The 17,164-nt window shown below is 71.1% G+C and carries 19 protein-coding genes and 1 pseudogene; 5 read left to right on the forward strand and 15 right to left on the reverse strand.

Features of this window, described 5'->3' with window-relative positions; all coding sequences use genetic code 11:
• The 3 genes from AC07DU_RS23270 to AC07DU_RS23280 all read right to left on the reverse strand — a co-directional run.
• Positions 1 to 869, reverse strand: an 869-nt coding sequence (locus AC07DU_RS23270) for an ice-binding family protein (protein WP_479113312.1), incomplete at its 3' end; no start/stop codon positions are given.
• A gap of 482 nt (positions 870 to 1,351) precedes the next feature.
• Complete coding sequence (locus AC07DU_RS23275; RefSeq protein ID WP_479113314.1) at positions 1,352 to 1,852, reverse strand: C40 family peptidase; 501 nt, start codon at positions 1,850 to 1,852, stop codon at positions 1,352 to 1,354.
• Between the two features lie 314 nt (positions 1,853 to 2,166).
• Positions 2,167 to 2,721 carry a hypothetical protein gene (locus AC07DU_RS23280; protein ID WP_479113316.1) on the reverse strand — a complete coding sequence of 185 codons (555 nt, stop codon included), beginning with the start codon at positions 2,719 to 2,721 and terminating at the stop codon, positions 2,167 to 2,169.
• 3 nt (positions 2,722 to 2,724) lie between these two features.
• On the opposite strand from AC07DU_RS23280, the gene AC07DU_RS23285 reads away from it, so the two are divergent.
• Positions 2,725 to 2,946, forward strand: a complete 222-nt coding sequence (locus AC07DU_RS23285; RefSeq protein ID WP_479113318.1) for a hypothetical protein — start codon at positions 2,725 to 2,727, stop codon at positions 2,944 to 2,946.
• A gap of 1,407 nt (positions 2,947 to 4,353) precedes the next feature.
• A complete protein-coding gene (locus AC07DU_RS23290) occupies positions 4,354 to 4,605 on the forward strand; it encodes a DUF6213 family protein (protein ID WP_479029527.1) in 252 nt (83 codons plus the stop codon).
• A gap of 65 nt (positions 4,606 to 4,670) precedes the next feature.
• Here AC07DU_RS23290 and AC07DU_RS23295 read toward each other — a convergent pair whose 3' ends face one another.
• The 8 genes and pseudogenes from AC07DU_RS23295 to AC07DU_RS23330 form a co-directional block, all read right to left on the reverse strand.
• Positions 4,671 to 5,009 carry a MerR family transcriptional regulator gene (locus AC07DU_RS23295; RefSeq protein WP_361951950.1) on the reverse strand — a complete coding sequence of 113 codons (339 nt, stop codon included), beginning with the start codon at positions 5,007 to 5,009 and terminating at the stop codon, positions 4,671 to 4,673.
• Between the two features lie 951 nt (positions 5,010 to 5,960).
• On the reverse strand, positions 5,961 to 6,272 hold the full coding sequence (locus tag AC07DU_RS23300) for an SCO5918 family protein (RefSeq protein WP_360896542.1): 312 nt from the start codon (positions 6,270 to 6,272) through the stop codon (positions 5,961 to 5,963).
• A gap of 58 nt (positions 6,273 to 6,330) precedes the next feature.
• Positions 6,331 to 6,660 (reverse strand): annotated as a pseudogene (locus tag AC07DU_RS23305) (CBS domain-containing protein); the annotation flags it as partial.
• Between the two features lie 46 nt (positions 6,661 to 6,706).
• Complete coding sequence (locus AC07DU_RS23310) at positions 6,707 to 8,266, reverse strand: DEAD/DEAH box helicase (protein ID WP_479113320.1); 1,560 nt, start codon at positions 8,264 to 8,266, stop codon at positions 6,707 to 6,709.
• 248 nt (positions 8,267 to 8,514) lie between these two features.
• A complete protein-coding gene (locus AC07DU_RS23315; protein WP_360896548.1) occupies positions 8,515 to 8,718 on the reverse strand; it encodes a cold-shock protein in 204 nt (67 codons plus the stop codon).
• A gap of 295 nt (positions 8,719 to 9,013) precedes the next feature.
• The gene (locus AC07DU_RS23320; RefSeq protein ID WP_479029531.1) at positions 9,014 to 9,457 is read right to left on the reverse strand and encodes a DUF2267 domain-containing protein; all 444 of its coding nucleotides are present in this window, start codon (positions 9,455 to 9,457) and stop codon (positions 9,014 to 9,016) included.
• Between the two features lie 79 nt (positions 9,458 to 9,536).
• The gene (locus AC07DU_RS23325; RefSeq protein ID WP_479113322.1) at positions 9,537 to 9,932 is read right to left on the reverse strand and encodes a DUF2267 domain-containing protein; all 396 of its coding nucleotides are present in this window, start codon (positions 9,930 to 9,932) and stop codon (positions 9,537 to 9,539) included.
• 131 nt (positions 9,933 to 10,063) lie between these two features.
• Positions 10,064 to 10,498 (reverse strand): Hsp20/alpha crystallin family protein, encoded by a 435-nt coding sequence (locus AC07DU_RS23330; RefSeq protein ID WP_360896557.1) that lies wholly within the window; start codon positions 10,496 to 10,498, stop codon positions 10,064 to 10,066.
• Between the two features lie 129 nt (positions 10,499 to 10,627).
• Between AC07DU_RS23330 and AC07DU_RS23335 the strand changes: the two genes are divergently transcribed.
• The 3 genes from AC07DU_RS23335 (at position 10,628) to AC07DU_RS23345 (ending at position 12,844) form a co-directional block, all read left to right on the forward strand.
• Positions 10,628 to 11,296, forward strand: coding sequence for an HSP18 transcriptional regulator (locus tag AC07DU_RS23335; RefSeq protein ID WP_479113324.1), 669 nt, complete (start codon positions 10,628 to 10,630; stop codon positions 11,294 to 11,296).
• Between the two features lie 40 nt (positions 11,297 to 11,336).
• Positions 11,337 to 11,723, forward strand: coding sequence for an STAS domain-containing protein (locus AC07DU_RS23340; RefSeq protein ID WP_479029533.1), 387 nt, complete (start codon positions 11,337 to 11,339; stop codon positions 11,721 to 11,723).
• A gap of 149 nt (positions 11,724 to 11,872) precedes the next feature.
• Positions 11,873 to 12,844 carry a YncE family protein gene (locus AC07DU_RS23345; RefSeq protein WP_479113326.1) on the forward strand — a complete coding sequence of 324 codons (972 nt, stop codon included), beginning with the start codon at positions 11,873 to 11,875 and terminating at the stop codon, positions 12,842 to 12,844.
• On the opposite strand, the gene AC07DU_RS23350 is transcribed toward AC07DU_RS23345, so the two are convergent.
• The 4 genes from AC07DU_RS23350 to AC07DU_RS23365 all read right to left on the reverse strand — a co-directional run bounded on the left by AC07DU_RS23350 (position 12,819) and on the right by AC07DU_RS23365 (position 17,119).
• Complete coding sequence (locus tag AC07DU_RS23350; protein ID WP_360896569.1) at positions 12,819 to 13,190, reverse strand: hypothetical protein; 372 nt, start codon at positions 13,188 to 13,190, stop codon at positions 12,819 to 12,821. The two genes, AC07DU_RS23345 and AC07DU_RS23350, sit on opposite strands and share 26 nt — an antisense overlap.
• Before the next feature lie 127 nt (positions 13,191 to 13,317).
• Positions 13,318 to 14,520 (reverse strand): NAD(P)/FAD-dependent oxidoreductase, encoded by a 1,203-nt coding sequence (locus tag AC07DU_RS23355; RefSeq protein WP_479113328.1) that lies wholly within the window; start codon positions 14,518 to 14,520, stop codon positions 13,318 to 13,320.
• A 112-nt stretch (positions 14,521 to 14,632) separates the two neighbouring features.
• Positions 14,633 to 15,577 (reverse strand): RNA polymerase sigma factor SigJ, encoded by a 945-nt coding sequence (gene sigJ, locus AC07DU_RS23360; protein ID WP_453372057.1) that lies wholly within the window; start codon positions 15,575 to 15,577, stop codon positions 14,633 to 14,635.
• A 33-nt stretch (positions 15,578 to 15,610) separates the two neighbouring features.
• Positions 15,611 to 17,119, reverse strand: a complete 1,509-nt coding sequence (locus AC07DU_RS23365; protein ID WP_479113330.1) for a DUF4246 domain-containing protein — start codon at positions 17,117 to 17,119, stop codon at positions 15,611 to 15,613.
• Positions 17,120 to 17,164 lie beyond the last annotated feature (45 nt).

Genomic DNA, 17,164 nt, shown 5'->3' on the forward strand with positions numbered 1-17,164 from the left:
CTCGGGCCGGGGGCGCCGGTCGGGCCAGCCGGTCCGGGGGCGCCGGTGGGGCCGGGGGCGCCAGGGCTGCCGCTCGGGCCGGGGGCGCCGGTCGGGCCGGGGGCGCCGGTCGGGCCGGGTTCACCCGTCGGGCCGGGGGCGCCGGTCGGTCCGGGGGCGCCGGTCGGGCCGGGTTCACCCGTCGGGCCGGGGGCGCCGGTCGGGCCGGGTTCACCCGTCGGGCCGGGAGGACCGCTCGGTCCGGGAGGCCCGGGCGGGCCAACGGCGCAGGCCGCCCTCGTGATGGTGTTGGTGTCCAGCGTGACCGCACCATTGCGCGCCAGGGCGCGGCCTTCGAGTACGGCGCCGGTGTTCAGCGTGATGGACGCCAGAGCCATGATGGTGCCCTTGAACTGGGTGGTCGTGTCGAGCGTGGCGGAGCTGCCCACCTGCCAGAACACGTTGCACGCATTGGCCCCGTTGATGAGGGCCACGACACTCGCCGGAGCGGTGATCAGGGTCTCGGGAATCTGGAAGATGAAGACGGCGTCGGGGTTGTTCTGGCCGTCGAGAGTGACCGTTCCGGTGAGGTTCAGCGTCGACGAGGCCGTGTAGACGCCGGGCGCCAGCGTCAGTCCGCCGATGTCGGGCGGAGTGGCGGTGCCGGGACCCCGGCTCGCAGCGTCGTTGTAGGCGATGACGAGGTCGGACTTCGCCTGAGCGGCGGCGGCGTCGGCGATGTGCTGCGTGCCGTTGACGATACCGGGCGGGAAGCCGGTCACCGAGCTACCCGGGTGGAGCCCCAGGTCGCCGTTGATGACGGTGGGGCCCGTGTTGGTGACCGTCGAACCGGCCAGGACCGCGTAATTGGTGGCGGTCCCCAGGTTCACGGGGGCTTCCGCCGCGTGAGCGAGGTTCGGGACCAGGGTCGCAGCCGCGAGGAGCGCTGCGGGAAGCAGGACGAGGATTCCCCGTTTGAACAGATTGCGTCGAGGTTTTTGGTCGGGTGGACCCGACCGGATGCCATCCAATGCCACAGCAGGACCTTTCTTGTTGCTCCGGGTCTCAGCCCTCCCGAAAGAGGTTCCCGAGCGCCCGCGACGAGGGCTGGCCAGGGCCGCAGGCCCCCTGCCCGCGCCGGCGCGCAGGCTCCCCGGGAGCGGGACCGAGAGCGACTCCCTGCCGGAGGTAGTGATACGCCGTCACGTGGAAGGAGTCACGCATATTTCACAGCAATCGGTCGTAAATCGTAAAAACTGGTCTATATGGCCGACGTGACGTCGGGATGCACGGCCCCGCGGGGACTCCGTGCGGCACCGTGAAGGGGAGGGCCGAGGGCGTCCCGCGCCCTCGGCGACGCGCGCCGTCCTTGTCAGGTGGCGCGCCCGTAGCGGACGCTGCTGCTCCAGATCTTCTCCAGTCGCACGCGGGTGCCCGGGTACGGGGCGTGCCAGATCCTGTCGTGGCCGGCGTAGATGCCCACATGGCCCATGGTGCGGCCCTTGGGGAAGAAGACCAGGTCACCCGGCGCGCGGTGGCTGCGCGAGATGTGGCGGGTGTGCGCGTACTGCTGCCCCGCGGTGCGCGGCAGTCGTCTGCCGGCTTGCCGGAAGGCGTAGAGCGTCAGGCCGGAGCAGTCGAAGCGTTTGGGACCGGTCGCGCCGTAGGCGTACGGCGAGCCCTGTTTGGACGCGGCCACGGCCACCGCCCTGATGCCGTATGGCGAGGCGGTTCGGGCCTGGGCCGCCGGCCCGGTCACCGTGGCGGTGACGAGGAAGAGCAGGAGGAGGAAGAAGACGTGGGCTCTGGGTGCGCGCGCAACGGTCCGTCGGTTCTGCTGGGCCTTGCGGGAGTCCGTCCTGGAGTAGGGCATGGTGATACCTCCATCGGATGCAGAGAACAGTCAGTCGGAGCTGGGAAGTTCAGGCTTTCGGTGACATGCGTTCTGGCTCTCGATAGCCGCCCAGTTTTCTCCGATGCTTTTCGCTCTCCGGCATCGGACACAGCGTGATTTTGTCCCGGTTTCGCAAAGAATCCGAGACGGTATTGAGAAATGATTTCCGGCGAGTCGGTGCGCGAAGGCGGGGAACAGCCCGCCAACGCCGCTCACTCCTCTGCGGTTTCCGCTGATCGCAGGGGCGGAGAGCGGCTCTTTTCCGCTGTCGGCGCCGGCGCGTCCAGCGTCTCTCAGGGGCTTTCCGCCGCCCGCCGAAGCAGGGCGACCGGTCGGTCCACTGCCGTCGACCTGGTCTTCATCCCGTAGGGCTCCTGCTCGTCCTCGCTGAGCACTTCGCGGCTGTTCGGGTCGCGGGAGATGTGGACCTGCATGTAGGGGATGGTCTCTCCGGGGGCGAAGAGTTCGCCCTCGTGCCATTTCGGGATCACCCACCACATGGCCGCCCACTCGGGAGCCTGAGTCATGTTCATGATTGCGCTGCTGCGGTAGATCCTCGACCGGTAGCGAAAGAAGTCATCACCCGGGTTCGCGAGCCACCGTGGCGCGTCCCAGAGGTGCTTGCGATCGGCGGAGTCCACGTCCCACGAGTACTCGATCGACTGCGGGTAACTGTTGGAGAGTTTGCAGCGGTCCGCCCGGATGAGCGAGACGGCGGCGGCGAGTTGGAGGCGCCCTGGGGAGGAATCGCGCAGCGGCACCTCGATGACGGCATCCTTGGAGAAATCGTCCCCCGGGTCGAGGCGGCTGCCCGCAGAGGCGGTCTGGCCGGCCGCCAGCATGCGCACGGGGTGGTTGAAGTCCTCGTGATGAAGCGGGCCGGCACGTACAGACTGGTGCCGGCGGCGTTCAGGGTCGGCTTGCCGAAGGAGGCCATGAAGGGGACCTTGGGCGGGGCGACGTACGGGGTGTACATGGCGGAGTACGCCACGCTCGTGGAACCGATGAGGGCCGACAGGGCGACGCCGGTCGCGAAGCTCTTGGGGTGTTTGATCTCCCGCCAGACCTTCTGACGGTTCACCTCCCACCACGCCCAGGCGGACCACATCACCAGGGCGATCCAGAGCGGGAACAGCCCGGCGTGGTAGCCGCCTTCCCACTGCAGGACCAGGAACATCAGGCTGGTGACGGTCGCGATGACGACGCCCAGCAGTACGCACTGTGCCGCGTACCGGGTGGCCCGCTTGCCCCAGCGGTCGAAGACGGCGCCTGCCGCGACCGTCTCCAGCAGCGCTCCGGTCAGGAACACCACCCCCATGACACGCCCCCCGAAGGTCAGCGCCCTGAGGGCGTCCGAGAGCCCCACCCGGAACAGCACGGCGGCGGACACCAGCAGCCCGAGCGTCATGAAGCAGGCTTGGGCCCGCCTCCGCCAGGGGCGGTCCGGCCACAGGCCCGGGTCGGCCCGCCATCGGACGTCCCCCGGATGGCCGAGGTCGAGGTCCGGCGGCATCCCCGCCTGCCGCAGCACCCGGCGCAGGTCCGGTAGGGACCACGCCCGGCCGACGGTCCGCCCTGCGACGCTGACCTCCCGCAGGCCCCGGCTGTCGGGTGCGTGCACGATGACCTGCGGCCGGCGGGGCGTCATGGCCCCAGGATCGGCGCGGCGCGAGCGGGTCGCAGCCTGCGGGGGCATCCGGGTGACGGACCCGAGGGCGTCGGGCCCGGAGATTCGGCTACACGGGAGCGGGCAGGCGGGGGGCGGAGGACGCCTTCCCGCTCGGACCCGTGCCGGGACCGGAGCGCCGGGAGCACGTCCCCGCACGGGCGTCGCGTACACGTCCCCGACCGAAGGAGCAGAGCGCCATGGGTACCCCTCCCAACGATCCCGTTCCTCCCAGCCCCACCCCGGCGCCGGGCCCCGGCCCCGGGCCGCAGCCCGGGCCCGTGCCGGGTCCCGTACCGGCTCCGGGGCCCGATCCCGTGCCGCCGGCCCCGCCGCAGCCCGGACCGGACCCCGAGCCGCCGCCCGCGCCGCGGCCCGACCCGCACCCGCAGCCCGGCCCCCTGCCCGGTCCCGTACCGGCGCCCGAGCCCCTCACCTGAGGGGGCCGACGGCGGGCGTGTCGCCCTGCGTAGCGGCTTCGGCAGGGGGTAGCGGCCTGTGGGGGCCGGATTCCGGCGAGGGGGCAGGGAGCGCCGGAACGTCCACGAAGGGTGGCGCGCCGTGCAGAGTGAGAAGAACGGACCGCCCACCAGCCCGTTCCCGCAGGACCCGGGGGATCCGCACCCCGCCCCTCCCACGCGCCCGTTCCCGGTCGACCCGCAGGCGCCGCGGCCGGCGCCCAGGCCCGGCCCGGCGCCGGCGCCGAAGCCCGAGCCGCCACCGGTCGCGGACTGAGGCAGGAGGGCCGTGGTAGCGGGGCGCGGGTCGACGCCCGCGCGGCCTACGACATACCCGGCGCGGAGGAGGTGCCACCATGAGCGCGCTCATTCCGCTGGTCTCCGTGGCGGACGGCCAGCTGCTCATCCCGGCCGACGAGGTCACGGCCCTGCTGCGACGCCTCGCCTCCGGGTGGCTGCACTCGGTGTACGAAGGTGAGACGGAGCTGGATCCGGGTACGGCCCTCGGGCTGGCCGGCGTCCTGGTGGAGCTCGCCGATCAGATCGACGTGGAGTGCATCGGGTACATGCCGATGAGGAGCGGGGACGAAGGCTCGGCGCCGCCCTGAGCGGAGGCGGTCCCCGCCGCAGACAGGTCCGCAGACCCTGTCCGCAGCCGGCGGGCACACGTACCTCAGGCCGAGTCCGACGGGTTCGAGGATTCGGCGGCGCGGCGGTATTCGGCGTTGATGCGCTGGGCCTCTTCGAGCTGGTCTTCCAGGATCACGATGCGGCACGCGGCCTCGATGGGGGTGCCCTGGTCGACGAGCTCCCGCGCGCGGGCGGCGATGCGCAGCTGGTAGCGGGAGTAGCGGCGGTGTCCGCCCGCGGAGCGGAGCGGGGTGATGAGGCGGGCTTCGCCGATGGCACGCAGGAAGCCCTGGGTGGTGCCGAGCATCTCCGCGGCCCGGCCCATGGTGTAGGCGGGGTAGTCGTCGTCGTCGAGACGGCCGAACGAGTCGTCTGCTGTCATTGAACCTCTCTCATGGAACGCGTGGAGGGGCCCTGGTGCCGAACGGCACCAGGGCCCCGAAGGAACTACTACACCATCTGCCGGCCTCAGTACTGCGCCGGCCTTCGGTTTCCGCAAACCCGACCGAGTCGCTGTCGGGGGTGCGGGGATCGCGGTTGCTTGACCGGAGACCACCTCACTATCGATGTCCTGCGGTACCCGGGTTCCAGACTGCCGCCCGGGCGATCCTGATGGCGCGGGGCTCCTCCGTTCTTCCCTCGGTGATCAACTACTTACCCAACGGGGGACTGCATACTGCTGTACTGCTTACTGCTGTACTGCCTACTACGGGTACTGCGAACTGCTCTGTGGCCTGTCACAGCGCCACTCTCCGGCAGCCAGCCCCGTCGCCCATCCTGCATCTGCTCTGGCTTAGAACCCCACTGCCGAACTTCCCGGTGCGCGCGTCCGCAGCCGACGCCTTCACCGAGGTGCTGCTCACTGACTTCACTGCTGGGTACTGCGCACTGCACTTGCGGGTACTGCCACTGCGTCAACCGCGGCACTGCTCACGGCGGCCCCTGATCACTGCGGGCCACCCGGTCCGGCCGTCAGTCCCGTCGCCGTCCTTCGACAACGTGGCTTCGGAACTCCACCGCCGCACCGTTCTGCGTACTTCAACTGATCTTGCTTGCCCGGCAGTTCGTCTCTGCCGGGCCTTGCTGTCTCTCTGGGCTACGAGAGAAACCATAGCCAGGCCACCGCCCAATGTCTACTCCGACCGCGATAGATTTTCGTGTGCATCGAGGGGAGCTAGGCCTCCGTGGCGGCGTCAGGATGGGGAAAACGGCCTGCGCCGCAGGTCAGGCGCCCGCAGGTACGCGAAAGGGCCCGACCGGCGTGTGCCGGTCGGGCCCTGCTCTGTTCGGGTGTCGGACGGTCGACCCGTCTTACGGTCGGACCGTCAGACGGTCAGACGGTCACCGGGGTGCCCAGCATCGCGGAGGCCCGCTGGAGCGGGCTGAGGGCGGGCGCGGGCGCGGCGGCCATGGGGAGGCCGCGGCAGGTGAAGCCGAGCTGGGTCATGGCCCGGATGACTTCGCCGGCGCTGAAGTCGCGGCGGTCCTGGCGGGTGATGACCTGGCCGACTTGCTTCACGGGGTAGGTGCGGCGCCCGATGATCACGGACTCGCCCGTGACCTGCTCGGGCTTGACGCCCTTCATCGATTCCAGGACGCCGCTCTTGGTCAGGTCGAACGGGAAGCGGGCGATGACGCAGCGCATGATGCCTCACAGGGAGAAGAGGAAAGGGGTCGGACCGCGGTGAGGCGGTTCAGCGCGCGAGGGCGAGCTCGGCCTCGGCCGTCGCGGTCAGGTGCGAGGTGAGCGCCCCGCCGTCGCCGAGGACGTCGCGCAGCCGGATCTGGTCCGTGTACGCGTCGCCGTCACGGACGGCGGCGAGCTGGGCCTGGGTGACCAGTCCCGCCCACAGGCCGTCCTCGTCCAGCACTACCAGATGACCCGTACGGGCGCTGGCCATGACGGACAGGGCCACCTCGACCGTCATGTCGTCACCGATCTGCGGGCCGCCGCCCGCTTCCGCGGCCTCGGCCACCGCACGGTACACAGGGAGGGCGTGCGCCGAGCGGGGCTGCATCTGGACCAGCGTCACAACGTGCCTCCTGCAGAGATGGGTCAGTTTCCTGATCAAGTGGTGTTCAGGCCGCCGCGTTGAAGGAGGTCTGCCGCCCGCTCGCGCGCCGGGCCGCCGAGGCGGGGCTGCGCCGGCCGCGGGAGGCGGCGCTGCGCTTGGGCCGGTCGGAGGCCGGCGCGGTGATCGTGACCGGGATGCCGGAGGGGGCCTGGGCGCCGGTGATGCGGCGCAGCGCCTCCTCGCCGGAGCGGACCTGGGTGGTCTGGGGGACGATGCCGGCGGCGGCCATGAGGCGGGTCATGTCGCGGCGCTGGTTGGGGGTGACGAGGGTGACGACGCTGCCGGACTCGCCGGCGCGGGCGGTGCGGCCGCCGCGGTGGAGGTAGTCCTTGTGGTCGGTCGGCGGGTCGACGTTCACGACGAGGTCGAGGTTGTCGACGTGGATCCCGCGCGCCGCGACGTTGGTCGCCACCAGCACGGTGACGTGTCCGGTCTTGAACTGGGCCAGGGTCCGGGTGCGCTGCGGCTGCGACTTGCCGCCGTGCAGGGCTGCGGCGCGGACCCCGCTGTTGAGCAGGTCCTGGGTGAGGCGGTCCACGGCGTGCTTGGTGTCCAGGAACATGATCACCCGGCCCTCGCGGGCCGCGATCTCGGTGGTCGTCGCGTGCTTGTCCGTGCCGTGGACGTGCAGGACGTGGTGTTCCATCGTGGTGACCGCGCCCTGGGAGGGGTCCACCGAGTGGACGACGGGGTCGGTCAGGTAGCGGCGGACCAGCAGGTCGACGTTGCGGTCCAGCGTCGCGGAGAACAGCATCCGCTGGCCTTCGGGGCGCACCTGGTCCAGGAGCGCGGTGACCTGCGGCATGAAGCCCATGTCGGCCATCTGGTCGGCCTCGTCGAGGACGGTGATGCCGACCTGGTTCAGCCGGCAGTCGCCGCGGTCGATGAGGTCCTTGAGGCGTCCGGGCGTGGCGACCACGACTTCGGCGCCACCGCGCAGCGCACTGGCCTGCCTGCCGATCGGCATCCCGCCGACGACGGTGGCCAGGCGCAGCTTGACGGCGCGGGCGTACGGGGTGAGCGCGTCCGTGACCTGCTGGGCGAGTTCCCGGGTCGGTACGAGGATCAGGGCCAGCGGCTGGCGGGGCTCGGCGCGCTGTCCGGCGGTGCGGGCCAGGAGTGCCAGGCCGAAGGCGAGGGTCTTGCCGGAGCCCGTCCGGCCGCGGCCGAGGACGTCACGGCCGGCGAGGGAGTTCGGCAGCGTCGCCCCCTGGATCGGGAACGGCATCGTCAGCCCCTGGACACCGAGCGCGGCGAGCAGCTCCGCGGGCAGGTCGAGATCGGCGAACGCCTCGACGGCGGGCAGCGCCGGAGTGATCGTCTTCGGCAGGGCGAACTCACCCTGCACCGCGGAGGACCGTCGGCCGTAGCCGCCGGAGCGGCTCGGAGCCCCGCCCGAACGGCTGGGGGCGCCACCCGAACGGCTCGGGGCGCCACCCGAACGGCTCGGGGCGGAGGAACCGAAGCGGCTGCCGCGACCCGAGCCGGCGGCGGAGCCGAAAGCGGGGCCGCCGGTGCGGCTGCGGGTGCGGGAAGAGCGGTCGTTCGTACGTACGGGGTTCATTCAGAACCTTCCTTGATACGGCGCGTATCAAGGAATTCCCGCAGCAGAGGAGCAGCGCGGGGAATCACGAGAACGGCCGAAATGAAATGCGAGAGCGAACTCGGTCCACCGGAAATGGGTGGCGGTGCGAGTGCTGAAATGCGTGACGTCGCGTCACGGGGGTTGCAGGTCAAAACACTGCGGAAATGCGGGCAGCTGGGGCCCGCACCCCGAGGGATGCGGGCCCCAGCTACACGTGTACGTCGGCGTCAGGCGGGAAGGATGTTCTCGGCCGTCGGGCCCTTCTGGCCCTGCGCGATGTCGAAAGTGACCTTCTGGCCCTCGACGAGCTCGCGGAAGCCCTGGGCGGCGATGTTCGAGAAGTGGGCGAACACGTCAGCGCCGCCCCCGTCCTGCTCGATGAAGCCAAAACCCTTTGCGGCGTTGAACCACTTCACGGTGCCAGCAGCCATGTCATATCTCCCTTGGGGCAGTACACCAGCGGCCGCACAGTGCGGTCACCGTGTCGCCGCGATGATGCCCCGCCCGGAAAAGACACCGGGAAATATGAAGCGCTTCCGTGCGGCGCGGGGGCCGACCGGAACCGCTTGAAGTTTTTGGGTACCAAAACTGCAACCGAGATCGACAGTAGCACGTCGCAGTGTCCTGTGTAGGTTAAATGCTTTCGCGCTGTGCGTTGCGGTAAGAACTCTCCTGGCGGGGTCTGTTAAATTCTCAGACCGCGGACACAGATATTCATTCGGGGGATCAGGCCGCGGGCTCGGGCTGGCGCAGTTCCGCCTGGCCGAACAGCAGGGCGTAGCCGCCGGGGAGCCGGCGCAGGATCCGGGCGAGCAGGTCGGGTCCCGCCAGGCGGGAGACGATGGCGAGCACGGCGCCGGTGTCCCAGCGGGCGGTGGCCGGCGTGGCGCCGGTGCGGGCGGCCATGTCCTTGATGAAGCCCCAGCCCGTGAGCTGTTCGGTGTCGGGGATCTGGGCGGTCAGGGCGAGAGCGGCCTCGACGGGCAGGCAGTGGGCGAGGTCCACGCGTTCCTCTCCGGTGACCTGGCGGCCGAGGGCGGCGAGGACGGTGCGGACGGCCGCCTCGGCGCGTTCGCGGGTGGGGTAGGCGCCTTCGTAGCGCACGCGTTCCAGCATCTGCTCGAACGTCATGGCGGGGGCGGCCAGGTGCGGTCGAGGCTGGTCGTACATGGGGCTGCGGTTGCCTTTCTCTTCGATGGTTCGGCGTCCGGGCGGTGGCGTCGGTGCGGGCGGCGGGGGCGGTGGCGGGTCAGGTGGGCTGTGGGTGGCCGAAGAGGAGGTCGTAGCCGGGCGGGAGCTGGAGCAGGGCCTCGCGCGTGAGGACGTCCCCCGCCGCGGCGGCCACGGTGGACAGGACGGCGCCGATGTCCCACAGGGCCGTCTTCTCGGTGGCGCCCTCGATCCAGGCCGCGGTGGCGCGGACGAAGCGTTCGGGGGAGAGCGGTTCTGCGGCCGGCAGGGGGTTGAGGAGGATCAGGGCGCACGTCTCGGGGAGCCGGGCCGCGAGCTCGGCTCGTACGGTGCCGACCAGGTGTGCGCCCAGCAGGGCCAGGACGACGCGGGTCGCGCGTTCGGCTTCCGCTCGGGTCTGATACTTGCCGCGTTCCTGGACCTGGTCCAAGAACGCCTCCCAGCGCATCGACATCACGTCTCCTCCGGGGGAGGGCGGGGCGAAGGGCTAAGGGCTTAGGCGAGGGGCCGGGGAGCGGAGGGCGGGGTGCCGGAGGGGGGCGGTTCCCCGTCCTCCGCCGCTGGTGACGGGCTGTGACGGGCTGTTCAGCCGGAGATCTGCTTGCGGCCGGATTCGCCGCTGATGCTGATCTTGCGGGGCTTGGCACGCTCGGCGATCGGGATCCGCAGGGTCAGGACGCCTGCTTCGTAGTCCGCCTCGATGTGCTCGGTGTCCAGGGTGTCGGCCAGCATGACCTGGCGGGAGAAGACGCCGAGGGGCCGCTCGGACAGTTCCATCTGCACGCCCTCGGACTTCTCCGCGGGCCGGCGCTCGGCCTTCACGGTCAGCATGTTCCGCTCGACGTCGACGTCGATCGCCTCGGTGCTCACGCCGGGGAGGTCGAAGGCGATCACGTACACGTCGCCCTGGCGGTAGGCGTCCATCGGCATCACGGACGGCTTCGACCACGTGCCCGAGGCACCCGACAGCTGCTGAACGATCCGGTCCATCTCGCGGAACGGGTCAGTGCGCATCAACATCGCGAAACACCTCCAGTTGGCTCAGGCAGAGACTGCCAATGCGCTTCCACGTGCTCCTGTTGTAACATGTCATCGAAACGATGACAAGCAAGGAGTCATCTGGAGGATGACAGAGCGACGGAGAACGCCATGAACGAGGCCGCCGAGCCGACAGCACCCGTTCCCTTCCTGGCCGCCGCCGCGGCGCTGGAGGCCATCAACCAGGCCCTGAAGGAGGCGCAGCAGCACTCCGCGACGGCGTCGGCAGCCGACGCGGCGCCCGCGACGGACCCCGGCCCGCACCCGGCCCTGGCCGCGCTGCTGACGCTGCGCGAGGTGCGGGAGCAGCTCGCCGGCTGGGAGAGCGGTCTGATCGAGACCGCCCGCGGGCGGGGCGCGAGCTGGGCCGACCTCGCGGGCCCCCTCGGGGTCGCCAGCCGTCAGGCCGCCGAGCGCCGCTACCTGAGGCTGCGCCCCGGCACCGCCGGAAGCACCGGCGAGGAACGCGTCCAGGCGACCCGCGACACGCGAGCCGCCGATCGCACCGTCTCCGCCTGGGCCCGCGACAACGCGGCCGACCTGCGCCGGCTCGCCGGTCAGATCACTGCCCTCACCGGGCTGCCCGCCAGTGCCCAGAACGCCATCGGGGACCTGAACGAGGCCCTCGCCGACAACGACGCCGCCCGCCTCGTCCGTCCCCTGACCGACACCCGGGCCCATCTGCGGGCCGAGGACGCCGAGCTCGCCGAACGCATCGACGCCCTGACCCGGCATACCGACCAGCTCCGCCAGGACATCCGCGACCAGCGCAGCACCTGACGCCGGCGGGTCACGCCCGTAGATCCAAGGAGGGATCACCATGGCCGAACGCCCACTCCAGGAGGCAGGCGGCAACGACATCGCCGTGGAGGTCCTGGACCACACCGTGGCGGTCAGGCCCACCGGCGAGATCGACATCGAGACGGCGGCCTCCCTGCGGCTCGCCCTCTTCGAGGCTCTCGCCCAGGCCTCGTCGGCCAGGCCGGTGGCGGTCGACTGCAGCCGCCTGACCTTCTGCGACTCCTCGGCGCTGAACGCGCTCCTCGCCGCGCGACGCGCAGCGCACGAGAGTGGCACCGTCATCCGCCTGGCCGCCCCCAACGTCCAGCTCCAGCGTCTTCTGCAGATCACCGGCGCCCTGTCGCTCTTCCCGGTGGACCGGTGCCCGCCGGCGACGGGGCGCGGCCCGTGGGGAGGCCGTGCATGACTGGCCGTGCATGACTGGCCGTGCATGACTGACGGTGCACGGCTGACCGTGCATGACTGGCGGACTCCCGCCGACGGCGGTTGCATTGAAGTGAGGGGGCCTGTCAGAGCGCCCCCCGCGGGCCGCTCGATCGCGAAGGCCGTGCCGTCATGAACACACCCCGCACCGGACCACCGCGCGTCGTCACCAGCATCCCGGTGGGGGCGAAGCCACTGGCGGTGGCGGTGGACGTCCAGCGCCGCGTCTTCGTCACCAACAGCGGCGCCGCCACCGTGTCGGTGATCGACTCTTCGACCAACACGGTGAGTGCCACCCTCGGCGTCGGATCGCGCCCCGAGGGCGTGGCGACCGATCCTCAATTCGGGACCTGCGTGGTCAACGGCGGCGACAACACCGTCTCGATGCTCGACAAGTCCCACCACCTCGTCGCCACCGTCAGTGTCGAAGGCCTGTTCGCCGGCCCGTCACCCCCCGTGACGCGGGTGGCCGTCGATCACCAGCTGGCCCGCGCGTACGTGACCCACCGCGGGAGCGCCAGGCTGTCGGCCATCGGCCTCGGCGGCCAACTGCCCCCCTTCGCACCCCCGTTCAGCGAGGTGCCCGGCGCCCTGGGTGTGGCGGTCGATCCGGTGAGCCACCGCGTCTTCGTCACGCAACCCGACCTCAACACGGTCTCCGTGATCGATCCCGCGACCGGCGCGGTCGAGGCGACCATCCCCGTACGACAGCAGCCCACCGGTATCGCGATCGACGGCCCCCGGCGTCGCGTCTACGTCGCCGACTCGGGCGTCCACACGGTGTCCATGATCGATACGGCCACCGGTGGTGTCACCGAACTCGACGTCGCCGCAGGGCCCGAGGGTATAGCGGTCGACTCCCGCGGTGACGCCTACGTCACCCACGTCGACGGCACCGTGAGGGTCATCGACGCCGCGTCCGGCAGCGTGAGCGCCACCCTCCCGGTGGGCTCCCAGCCCGAGGGCGTGGCCTTCGAGCCCCACAGCAATCGGCTCTATGTCGCCAACAGCGGTGAGGACACCGTGTCGGTGATCGATCTCGCCGCCGGTGGGGGAGGGCCGCCGCAGGGCACGGCCCTCACCAGTCGCGCCAGCGGTCCGTGAGCTCCGACCGGTCGAGGCCCCGCCTCGCCGTCAGGGCGGTCACGTCCACACCGTGGCCGCCCAGGGTGAGGTCGATGTAGTCGCACAGCTGCTCCCGCTCCAGTGTGCAGAAGCCCGCGCCGCCGTGCCGGTCGTCCCCGTCGATCGCGTTGAGGGCGAGGACCACCCGCTCGACGGTCCCGAAGACGGCGTCGTCGGACGGGTCCCGCAGCGCACGCACCTCGTCTTCGAACGCCTCCAGCGCGGCGTCCGTCGCCAGCAGCAAGGACTCCGGGTAGGGAACGGCCGCGCCGGCGCTCTCCGGGGCCAGGGCCCCGGTCGCCACCTTGCGGGCCCTCTCGGCCATCTGGGTACGCCATGTGTCAGAAGGTCTTTTCGCCATGGACCAGACGGTAAGCCCGAGCACTGACAGTCGACCGCTGGCGTACTGGCGCACCGAGCCTGCCGCTGGCGGCAGTTCGGCCGTGGCGAGGTCAGGCCGCCGCCTGCGCGCGGGCGCGGTCAGGGGTCTCCTGCCGTACGACCCGCCGGCGACGGGTCGGCAGGCCCAGGGTCGGGTTGGCGACGCCCCAGGCCGCGCCCTTGCAGATCAGTTCCTTGTAGCGGGCGGCGATGCGGCCCGTCAGGGCGCGGTCGACCGCCCGGTCGTCGGCGGTGACGAACTGGATCAGGCCCTCCCTGCGGCCCAGCGAGATGCACTGCTGCACGTAACGGATGGGGACGCGGGGGACCTCGGCGCCGGTGAGCCGGGCGGCGATGGCGTCGGCGGCCTGCCAGGCCATGGGGACGCCCGAGGCGCAGGACATGCGCAGGGGCTCGCCGCCCGGGCCGATCGCCATCGCCGCGTCGCCGACCGCGTACACGTCCGGGTGGGAGAGCGAGCGCATCGTCGAGTCGACCACGATCCGGCCGCGGTCGGCGAGTTCCAGGGTGGTGGCCCCGGCGATCGGGTGGACCGCGAAACCCGTCGTCCAGACCGTGACCTCGGCGGGGATGGTCCGGCCGTCGGCGGTCCTCACGCGGTCCGCCTCCACGGCGTCGACCGCGGTGTGCTCGTGGACCGTGATGCCGAGACCGTCCACCACCTTCCGCAGGTGGGCGCGGCCCTTCTCCGAGAGCCAGCCGCCGAGGACGCCGTGGACGGCCAGCGCGACGTCGAGGTCCGGGCGGGCCTCGGCGATCTCGGTGACGGCCTCCACGCCCGTCAGGCCGCCGCCGACCACGACCACGGGCCGGCCGGCCTCCAGGGCGGCCAGGCGCGCGCGCAGGCGCAGGGCGCCGGCCCGGCCGGCGATCTCGTGGGCGTGTTCGGCGACGCCGGGGACACCGCCGTCGTTCCAGCCGCTGCCGAGGGCGTAGACGAGGGTGTCGTACTCCAGTTCCTCCCGCTCGCCGCCGCTGGCGGGGGCGAGCGTCACCGTCTTGCGGTCCACGTCCACGGCGGTGACCTTCGCGAGCTTCAGTTCCACACCCGTGCCCGCGAACACCTCGGAGAACGGGCGGGGCCTGAGGTCCTGGCCGGCCGCGAGCTGGTGCAGCCGGACCCGCTCGACGAAGTCGGGCTCGGGGTTGACCAGGGTGATGGTGACGTCCTCGTGGTGCAGCCGCTTGGCGAGGCGGCCGGCGGCGGTGGCGCCGGTGTAGCCGGCTCCGAGGACGACGATGCGGTGCTGCATGTCCGTGCTCCTGTCTGGGCGGGGCTGCCGTGGTCCGGCGTGGTTTCGCCTCTTGAACCGGACAGCCCCGCGTTCCCTGACAGGATCGCGATGTGACCTGCGTCACATGTTTTCAGAGGGTGTGGAGCGGGGCCTCCCCGTGGTGCGCGGCGGCCCACAGCTCCGTCGCGCGGACGAGCTTGTCCGGGTTGACCTGACTGCGGACCGCGGCGATGCCCTCCTCGGTGACCTCCAGGCAGGTGATCCCGACGACCTTGCCGTCCACGACCGCCACGATGGCGGGCCCGCCGTTGGCGGTCGTGGCGTAGATGCCGGGCGCACCGCCGATGAGGGCCCGCTTGGCCGGGCTGGGCTTGAACAGGCCGCGCAGGAACGTGGCGACCGCGCGCGCACCCTCGAACGCCTTCGCGCGGGCCGGGACCTTCCCGCCGCCGTCGCCCACCGAGACGGCGTCCTGGGTGAGCAGGCGTACGAGGGGCTCGGTACGGCCGCTGGTCGCCGCGGCCAGGAACTCCTCGACGATCCTGCGGGCAGCGGCCTCGTCGATGTCGGTGCGTGCCTTGCCGTCCGCGATGTGCTTCTTGGCCCGGTGGTAGATCTGCTGGCTGGCGGCCTCGGTGATGTCCAGGATCTGGGCGATCTCCCGGTGCGGGTAGTCGAAGGCCTCGCGCAGGACGTACACCGCCCGCTCGCCCGGAGACAGCCGCTCCAGCAGCACGAGGACGGCGTACGACACCGACTCGCGCTGCTCGGCGGTATCGGCGGGGCCGAGCATCGGGTCCCCGGCGAGCAGCGGCTCGGGGAGCCACCTGCCCACGTAGGTCTCGCGCCGGGCCCGCGCCGAAGTGAGCAGGTTGAGGCACCAGTTGGTGAGGACCTTGGTCAGCCAGGCCTCGGGCACCTCGATGCGCCCGACGTCAGCGGCCTGCCAGCGCAGGAACGTCTCCTGCACGGCGTCCTCCGCCTCGCTCGCCGAGCCGAGCAGCCGGTAGGCGATGGCCTCCAGCCGGGGCCTGGCGGTCTCGAACCGGTCCACGTCACTCATGATCAGGGCCATGGTCACGATCCTAGAGGGGACCCTCCAGGCGGTTCAGTGCTCGCAGAGCGAAAATTCTCGTTCGTAGAGCTGCTGGTTGTGTTCGTCCACGAAGAACTTGCGCTCCCGCATGAGCTGTTCGCGGTAGTCCTCGGCCTGTTCAAGCGTCATGGTCGCGGTGTCGGACCACGGCTGCTGCGGCGGCACGTCGGACGTCGAGACGATCCTCTCCGACGGGTCGACCAGGAAGAACGCGAGGATCTTGCGGTGTCCCGGCCGGGTGGGGTCCGTGAGCCGGAACGAGTCGACGCGGTGCTGCAGGATGTTCGGGAACGCCAGGCAGCGGCCAGCCGGGGTCGCCACCGACCCCAGCAGCTGGTTCAGCGCGTCCTCGTCCTCCAGGCCGTAGACCTCGCGCAGGCCGTTGTCGTCGTTCTGCGCGTAGTGCGGGTCGTCGAGTGCGGCCCGGAAACCGAGGCGGCTCTCGGTGATGTTCTCGCTGTCCCAGTAGTACATGCCGGTGGAGACGATCCGCTCGTTCATCATCCCCTCGACGTGCCAGGAACCGCCGGGGTACTCGGGCTTGTCCGGGGTGAGGTGAATCGTGGCGAGCTTGACGATGACCTGGAGACCGCGGCCGCGCAGGTCGACCCGGCCGGATGCGTCGGGCGACGGGGGCGGGGTGAAGTCCGGGGCGTCCGGGACGACCGGACGGCGGTTCTCCGACCAGTCCTCAAAGGCCTCGTCCCACGCGCTGAGGGCTTCCGCGTAGGCATCGGCGTCACTGTAGGAGGACTTGTCCGGATACTCCGGCTCCGAGTCGTACCACCCGTAGGGATCGGCCTCGATCCGCAGCGGCCGCGGATGACGCAGATCGGTGAGCACGTTCTCCAGCAGCGGGCGCATGCGCGCGAACACGTCCGGCAGGACGCTGGCCAGCTCGCGATGGGCCTCGGGGTGGAGGTTGTTGACGTAGGAACGGAAGACGACCTCGCCGTCCTCGCTGACGTCCACGTCCGTGGGCAGCCACTGGAACTTCTCCGAGAACTCGTACTTCGAGTACCGGTCCGCCGGGTTCTGCCACGTGCTCTCGGGCGCCCCGCTCACCTCTCTCACCAGGCAGAACAGCGAGGGGTGGACCAGGTCCAGGACCTGGCCGTCGGATCCGGGATGCCAGTCCTGCTCTGCTGCGGGGACCTCTTCCAACACCCGGACCGCCTCGCACAGCCGGGATCGGAGCGTGTCGTCGACCAGCGCGTCCGACTGCCACACCCCGTCGACGGCGGACACCTCGACGCCGGTGCGCTCGTCGCGCAGCGCGGCGTAGTGCGCGAGTTCGCCGAGGACGTAACGCACCTGCGCCTCGGTGAGGCCCTGCGCGAGCGCTTCGCGCGTCCACCGGGCGACGATGTCCGCGTCGTTCATCTTGTCGAACCACCCCGGCTTGGCCCGGATGTGTGCGCTGCACTGCATCATCTGCAGTTCCCGCAGCGTTCGGGGCGTCGCGAACGCTATGGAACGGGACACGTGAAAGGGCAGCGGGAAGGCGGACAGGCCGGTCAATTCTCTTGGTCCTCCGAGTCGGTGTGCGGTGGCGGGAAGGATACG

Source organism: Streptomyces sp. NPDC045695, assembly GCF_056432025.1.

Bases quoted from the DNA above. Each gene is read 5' to 3' on its own strand.
- AC07DU_RS23275 (WP_479113314.1), bottom strand. From the start codon at position 1,852: ATGCCCTACTCCAGGACGGACTCCCGCAAGGCCCAGCAGAACCGACGG.
- AC07DU_RS23290 (WP_479029527.1), top strand. From the start codon at position 4,354: ATGAGCGCGCTCATTCCGCTGGTCTCCGTGGCGGACGGCCAGCTGCTC.
- AC07DU_RS23295 (WP_361951950.1), bottom strand. From the start codon at position 5,009: ATGACAGCAGACGACTCGTTCGGCCGTCTCGACGACGACGACTACCCC.
- AC07DU_RS23300 (WP_360896542.1), bottom strand. From the start codon at position 6,272: ATGCGCTGCGTCATCGCCCGCTTCCCGTTCGACCTGACCAAGAGCGGC.
- AC07DU_RS23310 (WP_479113320.1), bottom strand. From the start codon at position 8,266: ATGAACCCCGTACGTACGAACGACCGCTCTTCCCGCACCCGCAGCCGC.
- AC07DU_RS23315 (WP_360896548.1), bottom strand. From the start codon at position 8,718: ATGGCTGCTGGCACCGTGAAGTGGTTCAACGCCGCAAAGGGTTTTGGC.
- AC07DU_RS23320 (WP_479029531.1), bottom strand. From the start codon at position 9,457: ATGTACGACCAGCCTCGACCGCACCTGGCCGCCCCCGCCATGACGTTC.
- AC07DU_RS23325 (WP_479113322.1), bottom strand. From the start codon at position 9,932: ATGTCGATGCGCTGGGAGGCGTTCTTGGACCAGGTCCAGGAACGCGGC.
- AC07DU_RS23330 (WP_360896557.1), bottom strand. From the start codon at position 10,498: ATGTTGATGCGCACTGACCCGTTCCGCGAGATGGACCGGATCGTTCAG.
- AC07DU_RS23335 (WP_479113324.1), top strand. From the start codon at position 10,628: ATGAACGAGGCCGCCGAGCCGACAGCACCCGTTCCCTTCCTGGCCGCC.
- AC07DU_RS23340 (WP_479029533.1), top strand. From the start codon at position 11,337: ATGGCCGAACGCCCACTCCAGGAGGCAGGCGGCAACGACATCGCCGTG.
- AC07DU_RS23345 (WP_479113326.1), top strand. From the start codon at position 11,873: ATGAACACACCCCGCACCGGACCACCGCGCGTCGTCACCAGCATCCCG.
- AC07DU_RS23350 (WP_360896569.1), bottom strand. From the start codon at position 13,190: ATGGCCGAGAGGGCCCGCAAGGTGGCGACCGGGGCCCTGGCCCCGGAG.
- AC07DU_RS23355 (WP_479113328.1), bottom strand. From the start codon at position 14,520: ATGCAGCACCGCATCGTCGTCCTCGGAGCCGGCTACACCGGCGCCACC.
- sigJ (WP_453372057.1), bottom strand. From the start codon at position 15,577: ATGGCCCTGATCATGAGTGACGTGGACCGGTTCGAGACCGCCAGGCCC.